8 protein-coding genes are annotated in these 12,891 nt (G+C 73.3%); 3 read left to right on the top strand and 5 right to left on the bottom strand.

The annotated features are described in order from the left end of the window. Window positions 1–25 precede the first annotated feature (25 nt). The 5 genes from AB0B68_RS12360 to nadA form a co-directional block, all read right to left on the bottom strand. A complete protein-coding gene (locus AB0B68_RS12360) occupies window positions 26–4,936 on the bottom strand; it encodes a WG repeat-containing protein (protein WP_357259690.1) in 4,911 nt (1,636 codons plus the stop codon). A 383-nt stretch (window positions 4,937–5,319) separates the two neighbouring features. Then, window positions 5,320–5,880, bottom strand: coding sequence for an XRE family transcriptional regulator (locus tag AB0B68_RS12355; RefSeq protein WP_357202862.1), 561 nt, complete (start codon window positions 5,878–5,880; stop codon window positions 5,320–5,322). Between the two features lie 174 nt (window positions 5,881–6,054). Then, entirely contained in the window at window positions 6,055–6,648 is a 594-nt protein-coding gene (locus tag AB0B68_RS12350) for a DUF3043 domain-containing protein (RefSeq protein ID WP_355007751.1), read from the bottom strand. A gap of 113 nt (window positions 6,649–6,761) precedes the next feature. Continuing rightward, complete coding sequence (gene murA, locus AB0B68_RS12345; RefSeq protein WP_110564159.1) at window positions 6,762–8,117, bottom strand: UDP-N-acetylglucosamine 1-carboxyvinyltransferase; 1,356 nt, start codon at window positions 8,115–8,117, stop codon at window positions 6,762–6,764. A 212-nt stretch (window positions 8,118–8,329) separates the two neighbouring features. Next, the gene (gene nadA / locus AB0B68_RS12340) at window positions 8,330–9,529 is read right to left on the bottom strand and encodes a quinolinate synthase NadA (RefSeq protein WP_357202858.1); all 1,200 of its coding nucleotides are present in this window, start codon (window positions 9,527–9,529) and stop codon (window positions 8,330–8,332) included. A 68-nt stretch (window positions 9,530–9,597) separates the two neighbouring features. On the opposite strand from nadA, the gene AB0B68_RS12335 reads away from it, so the two are divergent. From AB0B68_RS12335 to AB0B68_RS12325, 3 genes are all read left to right on the top strand, one after another. Next, window positions 9,598–10,737 (top strand): glycerate kinase, encoded by a 1,140-nt coding sequence (locus tag AB0B68_RS12335; protein ID WP_357259789.1) that lies wholly within the window; start codon window positions 9,598–9,600, stop codon window positions 10,735–10,737. A 182-nt stretch (window positions 10,738–10,919) separates the two neighbouring features. Then, window positions 10,920–11,288, top strand: coding sequence for an iron-sulfur cluster insertion protein ErpA (gene erpA / locus AB0B68_RS12330; protein ID WP_091407494.1), 369 nt, complete (start codon window positions 10,920–10,922; stop codon window positions 11,286–11,288). A gap of 187 nt (window positions 11,289–11,475) precedes the next feature. Further along, window positions 11,476–12,456: a carbohydrate kinase family protein gene (locus tag AB0B68_RS12325; protein ID WP_355007749.1), complete on the top strand. Its 981-nt coding sequence runs from the start codon at window positions 11,476–11,478 to the stop codon at window positions 12,454–12,456. Window positions 12,457–12,891: the final 435 nt, after the last annotated feature.

The raw sequence follows: 12,891 nt of genomic DNA, 5'->3' as shown, positions 1-12,891 counted from the left end.
TGGATCAACACCGGCGACCGGCGACTCAGAGCACCGGGTTGGCGTCGGTGAGGAGCCGGTCGATCTCCTCCAGCACCTCGGCGCGATCGCGGTGCACCGGATCGATGAGCGGCACGCCGCGCCGGTCCAGCGCGCCCCACCGCCCGTTGTCGCTCTCGACCAGGAACGCCACCGGGTGGATGACCAGCATCGGGTGCGCCGGCGGGACCAGCACCGTGCCGGTGCGGTCCACCACGCCCCGCCGACCCGCCACGTCGACCACGGCGAGCCCCTCGTCGGTGAAACCGTCGATCTTCTGGCCGTCGGCCAACTCGGTGACGAAGCCGTGGTAGCGGGTGGGCACGATGACCCGACCGGTCCGGTCGACCGCTCCCCAACCCTCGCGCCGTACCGCGGCCAGCCCACGCCGGAACGGTCGTACCTCGGCGAAGTTCGGCGCGACCTGCACCGCCCCGGTCGCGTCGATCGCCGTCCAACCACCCTCGCCGACCACCCACGCCAGGCCGTCGCTGAACGGCTGCGCGGCCCGGAAGGACGGCGGGATCACCGTCGTACCGAGCAGGTTGATCAGCGACCAGCGGTCGGTGTCCGGCCGGCGGACCCAGGCCAACCCGTCGTGGAAGGGCTGCGCCTCGGCGTACCGGGCGGGGACGATCACGTCGCCGTCCTGGCTGGTGTAACCCCACAGCGACCCGTCCCGGTCCGGCAACGGGGGCCGGTCCCGGTCGAGCACCTCGTCCCGACCCCGGGGGTACGCCCCGAAGCCATCCGCCTCGGCCCGGACGGTGACCGCGTCGAGGGCGACCCGGACCCGTTCCAGCAGTTCGGCGTCGCCCGCGCCGCGCAGGTCGAGCGCCTTCTCGAAGTGCTCGCACGCCTCCATGAGCCGCCCCTGGTCGTAACACGACCGCCCGGCGTGCTCGTGCAGCGCGGCCCGTAGCCGGTCGGGCAACTCGACCGAGTTGGCCTGGGCGAAGAGCTGGTCGGCCTCGGCGAAGTTGCCACGCCAGCGCAGCACGTGGGCCAGCCGGGCCTGGGCCAGCGCGGTCCGGCGCAGCTCGCCGGTGGCCTCGGCGTAGGTGAGGGCGAGCCGACCGTCGGCCAGCGCGTCGTCCAGGTCGCCGAGGATCCGCGAGGCCACCGCCCGCAGGCTGAGCAGCCGGGCCCGGGCACGGTTGTCGACCGCCGAGCCCAACTTCTCGGTCAGCCGCCGACGGATGGCCCGCAGGTCGTCCGGCTCCGTCAGCTCCTCGCGCAGGGTGACCGGGTCCAACCGCCACCGGTACGCGGCCAGCACCTGCTCCGGGTCGCCCGGGTCGGCCAGCGACGGGCGGGTCACCACCGGCGGTGCTTCGTCGGGTGGCGCGGACACCTGCTCGTGCTCCCCGTCCCAGCCGCTCCTCGGGCCGGGTACGGCCGACGCCGGCGGTGCGGACGTCGGCGCCACCGATGCTGGCGGTCCGGAGACCGGCGCCACCGATGCTGGCGGTGCGGACGTCGGCGCTATCGACGCTGGCGGTCCGGAGACCGGCGCTGCGGCGGGCGGTGCTGTCGAGGCCGGTGGCGCGGAGGCGGGCTCTGCTGCGGGTGCCGGCGGTGCGGAGACCGGGGCTCCGGAGTACGGCTGTGCGGGCGCGGGTGGCGCGGATACGGGCGCTACGGAGTACTGCTGCGGTGAGGCGGGTGGTGCGGGCACCGGAGCTGCGGTCGGTGCCGGCGGTGCGGAGACGGGCGCGGAGGAGAGGGGCGGCACGGAGACGGGTGCCGCGGGTGGCGCCGATACCGGCGGGGCCGGAGGGACGGAGACCGGCGTGACCGAGGCGGGCGGTGCGGAGACCGGTGTGAGCGAGGCGGGCGGTGCGGAGGTCGGTGTGACCGAGGCCGGCGGTGCGGAGACCGGCGTGACCGAGACCGGCGGTGCGGAAAGCGGCGGTGCGGAGACGGGAGGTGCCGAGACGGGCGGGCTCGTGTCGTCCGCAGCCGTGACATGCGTCGCCGCGTCGCCCCGCCACTCGTCGGCTGGCGAGCCGTCCGCCGGGCTCGCGCTCGGGTCGTCGATCGCGTCCGTCGGCTCGGCCGGTGGCGCGAGTTCGTCCGTCGGGTCGTGCTCGACCGGATCGGTGTTCGCGCTGGGTGACGCGGCAAAGGGCTGCTGGTCGGCCTCGCCCTCGGCGTCGAGGTCGGCTTCGGTCCGCTGGTGGGGCATCGCGACGACAGGTACGCCGGAGACGGGCTGGTCGCCATCCACAGGGTCCGTGTCGAAGCCGGGCTGCGGGTCGTCGTCCAGGTCGTCCGCCCAGAGCCGCGGGGCACCGGAGACCGGGTGGGCGGGCGGCGCGGAGACCGGGGCGAACGCGTCGTCTGGTGCCGACCCGCTGGCGTGCTCGTCGGCCACACCGAGATGGGTGTCGGCCGCCGGCGTCGACACCTGCGCGTCCGGTGTCGCGGAGCGGTCGGGGTCGCCGGCCTCGTCGTCGATCTGGTCGAACGACCGCTGGTCCGTCGCAGGCTCGGCCTGGTCGGATTCGGCGGGCTGAGCGGGGCTGAACCACGCCTCCGGTCCGCGGGCACCCGGGACGTCGTCCGGCTCGTGAACGGGCGCCACCGGCTCTTCCGCGGGCGGCGGGGGTACGTAGCGGCGCGGCGTACCGGGGGCCGGCGGAAGCACCGGCTCGACCTCCGCCGCCGGTGGCTGCGGGGCCGCCGGGCTCGGGTCGGACCGGGTCGCCGGCGGCGGTGCCTGCCAGGTGGGTGGCGGGGCCACCGACGGACGGGCGTCCGCCGTCGGTGCCAGTCGCTCCGGTGGGTACGGGCGCTGCTGCGCCGCCGGTCGATCCGGCGCGGCCGGTCGATCGGCGGGGTGCGGCCGCTCCGCCGGGGGCGAGCGGTCCGGGGAGGTCGGGCGGCGGTCGGTCGGTGGGGTGCCGGCCAACGGGTCGCCGACCCGACGGCGGTCCGGGCCCGGCTCCTCGCCGCGCCGCTGGTCCGCCGGACGGTCCCGGCTGTCCGGGCCGGGGTAACGCGGCGGCGGAGCGGGATGCGGTCCGGATGCCGGTGGCGGTTCGGCCAGCGGCCGGCGTCCCGATGCCGATGGGGCGTCCGAGCGCTCGTCGGCGCCGGGCGGGTCCACCGGCGCGGGCAGGTACTCCAACCGCAGGCGCGCGGCGGGTGGCCCCGAGACCGGCCGGTCGGAGGCGGGTGAGACCGGGACGGCTGACACCGGTCGGTCCCAGGCGGGGGAGACGGGTGCTGGCGACACCGGTCGTTGCGGGGAAGCGGGGGCGGCTGACACCGGTCGGTCCCAGGCGGGGGAGTCGGGTGCTGGCGACACCGGTCGTTGCGGGGAAGCTGGGGCGGCTGACACCGGTCGGTCCCAAGCGGGGGAGACGGGTGCTGGCGACACGGGCCGCTCCGGGGAGACCGGCATGGCGCGGTCGGAGGCGGGCGGCGCTGTGGCGGCCGGGCGTACCTGTCGTTCGTCGTACCGTGTCGGAGTGGCCGCCGGGCGCTCGTCAGGCCGGGACGGCGTGGCCGCCGGCCGGTCGGGCCGGGCGGCCGGGCGCGGCGACATGCCCGGGTCGGCGCCGCGGTACGGGTCCGCGCCGCGGTACGGGTCCGTGGTGCGGTGCGGGTCGGGGCTGCGGTACGGGTCGGGGCTGCCGTGTGGGTCGGTGCGGTGCGGGTCCGTGGTGCGGTGGCCGGGCTCCCGGGTGCGGTCCGAGGTGCGGTCCTGGCGCACCGGACCCGGTGCTGGCCAGGGCAGACTGCCGTCCGACCGTTGGCCAGGCTGCGGACGGGGCTCGCGGTACGCGTCCTCACGGGGTGCGTCGTCGCGGTACCCGTTGTCCCGGTACCCGTCCGGGCGGGCCTGCTCGCGGGGTCGCCGGTCCGGGTACGCCTCGGCGCGGGCCGCCGCCTCACGGGGCTGCTGCCGGTGCGGGTCGGTGTCGGGCCGCCGCCGGTCGTCGTCGAGGCGCGGTTGGTCGGTCAGGTCCGGCTCGGGGCGACGCCGTCGCCCACCGTTGGGTGAGGGTGCTGCGCCGATCCCCTCGTCCGCGCGGTAGCGCGGCTCCGGGCGGCGCAGGTCCTCTGCGGCCCGGTCCGGGTACCCGTCGGCGCGGTATCGCGTGCGGCCGTCCACTGATGCCCACGGGTCGACCCCGTCGGCGACGCGGCCGTCGTGGTCGCGGGTGGGTCGGACGCCGTACCCGTCGGCGGTGTGCCGTTCGTGACCAGCGGCGGGCCGTTCCGGCGTGCCGCGCCGACGTGGTGTGTCGTCCGGCTCGGGCACCCAGCCGGGTTCGGGTCGGGGCGCGGGGGAGACCGGCGGAGATCCCCGGTAACCCCGATCCCGCTCGGCGGGCTCCTGCCGGGGGCCGCGGCTGTCGTACCGCTCGGGGTTGGGCTGGTCCCGATGCCAGGCGGCTTCCCGAGCGGGACCTCGCTCGTCGGCGGGGCGTCGGTCGGACCAGGCGGTCCGTCGGTCCGACTCGGGCGAGCGGCGGTCGTCGCGGCGGGGTGGCTCGGGCAGCGGACGACGGTACGGCTCGTGGTCGTAGTGGCGGGAGTCAGCGCTGTCGGGCCGGCCGTAGGCGGACGCGTCGGCCGCGAGCTCGTCGCTGCGGAGTCGGCTGTAGGCCGACGCCTCGCCCGGCTCGTCGTCGGCCCAGGAACGGCCGTGAGGTGCCTGTTCCGCCGGTGGTTCGTCGGACCAGGACCGGCCGAGGTAGGTGCCGTCCGGGCGGGTGGGCGCCAGCGGCGGCACCTCGGCGCGACCGGACACCGTCGCGCGTCCGCGCGGTGGTGGCTGGTGCGGCATGCCGATGTCGCCGGCGTAACGCTGGCCGGGGAACTGGGGGTGCCACTCGGTGGTCGGCTCGACCACCCAGGACGGTTCGTTCGGGTCTGACCACCGGTCGGTGTAGCGGCCGTTCATCCGCCGAGCCCGTCGCCACACCCGGCCGCTCGGCCGATTCTCGCCGGGGGTGAGGTGTCCGCAGCCGCCGTCGGGTGACCGCTGGGCGTCCGGTCGCCGCCTGCCACGCCCCGGTGGCCGGCTCGCGTCCGCTCGCTCACGCGTTGTCACCTCGTTGCAAATTGTCGCGCTGGGGCCGCACGCGCCGGTCAGATCGCCGCTCCGGCAGGCCGTGGCTGCGGATGGAGGGTAACGGCGTGGGCTCGCTCACCGCCACTGTGGTGCCGCCCACCGGCGCAAACGTTATCCCATTGGTTTCGGACATTTGGTCCTATAAGCGAATCTGGACTCCGACCTTACCGCACTCAAGGATCACCTGGCTGCGGCGGTATCGCCCTCGTCGCTCAGGGGTGCTCCATGACGAGGACGGCGAACGTACCGGGAGCGAGCGCCTCGTAACGGTGCGGGGCGTCGCCGGGGAACGTGGCGTAGTCGCCGGGTTCGAGTTCGACAGGTGCCGCCTCGGGCCCCACCCGCAGCCGTCCGGCGGCGACCACCACGTGCTCGATACTGCGCGGGGTGTGTCCGGGCCCGGCCCGCACGGCGCCGGGCTCGAGCCTGATCAGGTAGACGTCCCGGCGCAGGTGCGCCGCACCGGCGCTGAGCAGCGTTCCGCTGAAGTCGGCCTGCTCCGAGCGGACGTGCGGCCCGTCCCCGGCCCGGATGACCCGTACGCCGTCGTCGACGGGCTCCACCAGCCGGCTGAACGGCACACCGAGGGCGACGCCCAGCGCCCAGAGTGTCTCCACACTCGGGTTTCCGGTGCCCGACTCCAGTTGGGAGAGGGTGGACTTGGCCACCCCCGCTCGGCGGGCCAGCTCGGTCAGCGAGATGCCGACCCGTTCCCGCTCCCGGCGTAGGGCGGCGGCGATGGTGGCCAGGGGGGCAGCCGGTTCCGAAGGCATGCCTTCGCTCCATTGGTCACATGTTCGGTCTGTCGAACAACGACCCGTTCAGCATGAAGAACGCACGACAAGATCCGCGCAGTTACGGCGAAACTGCTGCCTCGCAGATGTCTGAGGCAGCAGTTTCGCTGATGGTGCGAGGATCGTGGAGCTGTGGGACGGCCCGCCCGCCGGTCAGACCTTGTCGCCCAGCTTGACCTGGGGCGCCGGAGCGCGCATCCGGCGGAAGGTGATCGACCGCATGACCGCGTAGAGGAAGAGCGAGCCCATCCGCTGGTCGGTCTTCGGGAAGCGCTCCCGGACCAACTTGCTGATCTTGCGGCAGATCAGCACCGAGTCGACGACCACACCCAGCGCCAGCGCTCCCCAGAGCACGTTGGAGATCAGCCGGACCACCGGCGGCATGGCGGCGTTCGAGCCGACCAGCACGATCAGCGCGCCGCCGAAGAACCAGGTGCCGACGGTACGCCGGGAGTCGACCACGTTGCGGGCCAGCAGCCGCTCCGGGCCACGGTCGCGGGGGCCACCCTCGCGGCGGAACTCCGACGCCGCCTCGGCGCGCAGTTGCCGGCGGCGCTCCCGCTCCTCCTCCTTGGTGAGGGGACGCGTGGGGCCGGCCGGCCGACGGCCGACGGTCGGCCGCTTGGGCGTCTCCCGACCCTTGGCCGGGGTGTAACCCCGGGAACGCTCAGCGGTCTCCTCGGGGGTCACCGAGGTGACGGCCTCGTCGACGAGGTCGGTGGACTTGCGGCGAAAGAGCGACGGCACGCGGCAAGGGTAGCCAACGGTCCGCGCCCGGTGCACATCGCGGTACAGCGACCGACGGCTCCAGGTCGCAGCGCGACCTGGAGCCGTCGTAGCCGAACGATGGGTGAGCGACGTTACGGACGCTCGGCGTGCGCGCCCAGGTCGGCGAGCTTCGCCTCGAAGTCCTCGTAGCCCCGGTTGATCAGGTCCACGCCGTACACCCGGGAGGTGCCCTCGGCCGCGAGCGCCGCGATCAGGTGGCTGAACCCGGCCCGCAGGTCCGGGATGACCAGGTCGGCGGCGTGCAGCTTGCTCGGCCCGGCGATCACGGCGGAGTGCTTGAAGTTGCGCCGGCCGAAGCGGCACGGGGTGCCGCCGAGGCAGTCCCGGTAGACCTGGATGTTGGCGCCCATCGAGTTGAGCGCCTCGGTGTAGCCCAACCGCTGCTCGTAGACCGTCTCGTGGACGATCGACAGGCCGCGCGCCTGGGTCAGCGCCACGACCAGCGGCTGCTGCCAGTCGGTCATGAAGCCGGGGTGCACGTCGGTCTCCAGCGCCACCGCGTTCAGCTCGCCACCCGGGTGCCAGAAGCGGATGCCGCCCTCCTGACCCGGGTCGCCCAGCTTCGGCGCGCGGGCGTCGGTGACCTCGTACTCGCCGCCGACCGAGCGGAAGATGTTCAGGAAGGTCATCATGTCGGCCTGCTGAGCGCCCAGCACCTCGACGTGGCCACGGGTGGCCAGGGCGGCGGCCGCCCAGCTCGCCGCCTCGATCCGGTCCGGGATCGGCCGGTGGGTGTAGCCGTGCAGCTTGGGCACGCCCTGAATCTCGATCACCCGGTCGGTGTGGACCTTGATGATCGCGCCCATCTTCTGCAGGATGCAGATCAGGTCGATGATCTCCGGCTCCACTGCGGCGTTGCGCAGCTCGGTGACGCCCTCGGCCATCACGGCGGTCAGCAGCACCTGCTCGGTGGCACCGACGCTCGGGTACGGCAGGGCGAACTTGGTGCCGTGCAGCCCGTTCGGCGCGGACAGGTGCAACCCCTCGGGCCGCTTCTCGACAGTCGCTCCGAACTCGCGCAGCGCCTGAAGGTGGAAGTCGATCGGACGCGGGCCGATGTGGCAGCCGCCCAGATCCGGGATGAACGCGTGCCCGAGGCGGTGCAGCAGCGGGCCGCAGAACAGGATCGGGATCCGGCTGGAACCGGCGTGCACGTTGATCTGGTCGGTGCTGGCGCTCTCCACGTTCGCCGGGTCGAAGACGAGCTCGCCGTCCTCGGTGCCGTCGGTGACCTTGACGCCGTGCAGGCCGAGCAGACCTCGCACCACCTCGACATCGCGGATCTTCGGCACGTCGAACAGCCGGCTCGGGCTGTCGCCGAGCAACGCGGCGACCATCGCCTTCGAAACGAGGTTCTTCGCGCCGCGCACGCGGATCCGCCCTTCGAGCGGAGTACCTCCGTGCACAACCAGGACGTCGTCGGTCAACGCAACCTCCAGCGCGTCGGTGCTGCTGTGTTGATGGTGGGGTGCCTGAACGTCCTCGCTACCCCGGATGCGGCCACATCGAAACGGCTCGCGTGTGTCGTCGCTTGGGCAGCATAGCCCTCGGTGACGAAAAAGGACTCGGTCACATCGGCGTGTGTGGCATTAATCGGTGATCCGGCACTTTTGCGTACCAAGAGCGCTACGGATCGTGATCAGGACACCGTCGGCGGCGGGGTGTCCGCGCCGGGCAACGCGAGCATCTGATCAAGCGCCACCCGGGCGTGGTGCGCGGTGTCGGCGTCCACCGTGATCTGGTTGACCACCCGGCCCGCTACCAGCTCCTCCAGGGCCCAGACCAGGTGCGGCAGATCGATCCGGTTCATCGTCGAGCAGTAGCAGACGGCCTTGTCCAGGAACATGATCTGCTTGTCCGGGTGCGCCAGGGCGAGCCGGCGGACCAGGTTCAGCTCGGTGCCGAGCGCCCACGCCGAGCCGGCCGGAGCCGCCTCGATGGTCTTGATGATGTATTCGGTGGACCCGACGTAGTCGGAGGCCGTGACCACCTCGTGCCGGCACTCCGGGTGGACCAGGACGTTGACCCCTGGCACCCGCTCCCGTACGTCGTTGACGCTCTCCAGGGTGAACCGGCCGTGCACCGAGCAGTGCCCCCGCCACAGGATCATCTTGGCGTCGCGCAGCTGCTCCGGGGTGAGCCCGCCACCGGGCTTGTGCGGGTCGTAGAGCACGCAGTCGTCCAGCGACAGGCCCATCTCCAGCACCGCGGTGTTACGGCCCAGGTGCTGATCCGGCAGGAAGAGCACCTTCGACCCCTGCTCGAAGGCCCAGTCCAGGGCGCGCTTGGCGTTGGACGAGGTGCAGACCACGCCGCCGTTGCGGCCCACGAAACCCTTGATGTCAGCCGAGGAGTTCATGTACGTCACCGGGACCGTGTCGCCGGCGATGCCCAGCTCGGTCAGCGTGTCCCACGCGGCCTCGACCTGGCCCAGCACGGCCATGTCGGCCATCGAGCAACCCGCCGCGAGGTCCGGCAGGATCACCCGCTGGGTGCTCGTGGTGAGGATGTCCGCGCTCTCGGCCATGAAGTGCACGCCGCAGAAGACGATGTACTCCGCGTCCGGGCGGGCCGCGGCCTCCCGGGCCAGCTTGAACGAGTCGCCCGTCACATCGGCGAACTGGATCACCTCGTCGCGCTGGTAGTGGTGCCCCAGCACGAAGACCTTGCTGCCCAGCTTCGCCTTCGCGGCGGTGGCACGGGCCACCAGATCCGGATCGCTGGGCGCCGGCAGGTCGCCCGGACACTCGACACCGCGCTCGGTGTCGGGGTCACTGCCCCGGCCGAGCAGCAGCAGAGCCGTCGCCGTGTTGGAGGGTTCCACCCAGGTCGAAGTCACGTAGCCCATGGTCCCACAGCGCGAGCGCGACGCAGCCTCGCTCGGTGTGGGCTGCCACACTGCTCGGCATGCGCGTGCTGCTCTGCCCGGACAAGTTCGCCGGCACCCTGTCCGCACCGGAGGTGGCCGCCGCCGTCGCCGCCGGTTGGCGCACCGTCACCGACGGAGACGATCTGCTGATCCGACCGCTCGCCGACGGCGGACCGGGCTTCGTGGAGGTGCTCGCCGAGGCCCTCGGTGGCCGGCGGGTGCCGGTGTCGACGGTCGATCCGCTGGGCCGGCCGGCGGCCGGTGAGATCCTGCTCACCGCCGACGGCTCGACCGCCTACCTGGAGAGCGCGCAGGCGTGCGGGCTGCACCTGCTCTCCCCGGCCGAGCGCGACCCGAAGACCACCACCTCGTACGGGCTGGGTCTGTTGGTGGCCGCCGCGGTGGAGAGCGGTGCCCGCACCGTGGTGATCGGGCTGGGTGGCTCCGGCACCAACGACGCTGGCGCCGGAATGCTCGCCGCGCTGGGCGTGACCCCCCTCGACCAGGGCGGCGCCGCTCTGCCGTACGGCGGGGCGGCGCTCGCCGCCGTCGACGCGCTGGACGGCGCGCCCCGGCTGCGTGGCGTCCGGCTGGTCGCGGCCACCGACGTGGACAACCCCCTGCTCGGCCTGCACGGCGCCAGCAACGTGTTCGGGCCGCAGAAGGGCGCCGACCGCGCCGACGTGTTACTGCTCGACGCGGCCCTGGAGCGTTTCGCGGCGGTGCTGGAGAAGGACCTGGCCGGCTGCCCGGCAGGGCTCGGCGCGCTGCCCGGGGGCGGGGCCGCCGGCGGCATCGGCGCGGCGCTCCTCGCCCTGGGCGGCGACTGCGAGTCGGGGATCGGCCTGGTCACCCGGGCCACCCGTCTCGACGCCGCGCTGGACACCGCCGACCTGGTGATCACCGGCGAGGGGTCGTTCGACCACCAGTCGCTGCGTGGCAAGGTCGTCGCCGGTGTGGCCGGCGCCGCCCGCGACCGGGGGGTGCCCTGCGTGGTGGTGGCCGGGCAGGTGAGCACCGGCCGGCGGGAGGCCGCCTCGGCCGGGGTGACCGACGCGTACAGCCTGGTGGAGCACTTCGGCGGCGAGGAGCGCGGCGGGCTCGACGCGGCGCTGAGCCGGCCCGCCGAGGGGCTGCGCGAGCTGGGGGCCCGGCTGGCCCGGCAGTGGAGCCGCTGAACGTCCCGGCCGCCCGCGTGCGCCCGCCCCGACCGGGGGCGACCTGCGGCGGGGGTCACGCCACGCGGGTGGGCCCGGCCAAGGCGGCGTACGATCGGTTGAGGACCACAACCGGGAATCACTGGACGACGCGCGACGTTGGCCAGTGCGTCCGGACCCAAACCGCGCAGGGAGACTTCCACGTGACCACGCCAGCGCAGACCGAGTCGACCGAGGCCAAGGCCCCTACTTCCGTCGTCCTCACCGACGTCGCAGCGCAGAAGGTCAAGGCCCTGATCGAGCAGGAGGGCCGCGACGACCTGCGGCTCCGCGTCGCCGTGCAGCCGGGCGGCTGCTCCGGCCTGCGGTACCAGCTCTTCTTCGACGAGCGTTCGCTCGACGGTGACGTCGTGACCGACTTCGGTGGTGTCGAGGTCGTCGTCGACCGGATGAGCGCCCCGTACCTTTCCGGCGCGACGATCGACTTCGCCGACCGGATCGACGCCCAGGGCTTCACCATCGACAACCCCAACGCGGGCAGCTCCTGCGCCTGCGGTGACTCGTTCAACTGAGTCACACCACACATCAGCGACGATGGGGCCGTTCTTCGGGACGGCCCCATCGCCGTACCGGTCGGCTGTCGCACCGGTCCCGAAGCGGGCCGTGGCGGGCTGGTTGCCGGTGTCCGACCGAGCGGTGACCATCGCGTTGCCGTCCCGGTAGGCTGACCGCGCCCTGCTCCCGACCCTGAGGGTTGACATGAAGATCGCCGTCACCGGCTCGATCGCCACCGATCACCTGATGAGCTTCCCCGGTCGCTTCGCCGACCAGCTCATCGCCGATCAACTGCACAAGGTGTCCCTCTCCTTCCTGGTGGACGACCTGGTGCTCCGCCGCGGCGGCGTGGCGGCGAACATCTCCTTCGGGATGGGTCAGCTCGGGCTGCGCCCGGTGCTGCTCGGCGCGGTCGGCGCCGACTTCGCCGACTACCGCTCCTGGCTTGAGCGCCACGGTGTGGACTGCGACTCGGTGCACATCAGCGAGGTGGCGCACACCGCCCGCTTCGTCTGCACCACCGACACCGACATGTGCCAGATCGCGTCGTTCTACGCCGGTGCGATGAGCGAGGCCCGCAACATCGAGCTGGCCCCGGTCGCCGACCGGCTCGGCGGTCTGGACCTGGTGCTGGTCGGCGCGAACGACCCCGAGGCGATGCTGCGCCACTCGGCCGAGTGCCGCACCCGCGGGTACGCCTTCGCCGCCGACCCGTCCCAGCAGCTCGCCCGGATGCCCGGCGAGGACGTGGTGGCGCTGATCGAAGGCGCCGAGTACCTGATGACCAACGACTACGAGAAGTCGCTGCTGCAGAGCAAGGCGCAGCTCAGCGACGACCAACTGCTGGACCTGGTCAAGGTGCGGGTCACCACGCTGGGCAAGCACGGTGTGGAGATCGCCGGGCGCGGCATCGACCCGATCCACGTACCGATCGCGCGGGAGATCCGGGCGGTCGACCCGACCGGCGTCGGCGACGGCTTCCGGGCCGGCTTCTTCACCGCGCTCTCCTGGGGCCTGGGCCTGGAACGCGCCGCCCAGGTCGGCTCGCTGCTGGCCACGCTGGTCCTGGAGACCGTCGGCACTCAGGAGTACGACGTCCGCCGCGACCTGTTCGTCAAGCGCCTAGCCGAGTCCTACGGCGACGCGGCGGCAGAAGAGGTCCGCCCCCACCTCCTCCCGGCCTAACCGCCCCGCCCTCAGCCCTCGCCCCGGCACTCGCGCCTCGCCCCGCGGCCTTCAGCCCCGGCCCCGGCCCTCGCCACTCGGCCTGTGGCCTTCGGCCTTCGGCCCTGCCCCTCGCCGCCGCGATCTTGCACTTCCTGTCGCCTTTTCGCGGCTTCTGCGCACGTTTGTCCCCGCAGAAACTGCAAGATCGCGAGGGTGAGGTAGGGCGGGGTGTAGGGACGGGGCCTCAGCCCGCGCCGCCCGCCTCTGTCCGGTCGATCATGGAGTTGTGGCGGGCGGATAGCCCATTCATGTGGCTTTTGTCCACCACCACAACTCCATAATCGACGCGGGGTGCCGGGGTGCCGGGGTGCCGGGGTGCCGGGGTGCCGGGGTGCCGGGGTGCCGGGGTGCCGGGGTGCCGGGGTGCCGGGGTGCCGGGGTGCCGGGGTGACG

The sequence above is a fragment of the Micromonospora sp. NPDC049049 genome (assembly GCF_040649115.1).
GTDB lineage: Bacteria > Actinomycetota > Actinomycetes > Mycobacteriales > Micromonosporaceae > Micromonospora.
Note: the sequence above shows the minus strand (reverse complement) of the source record. Positions and strands in the feature narration are given on the sequence as shown.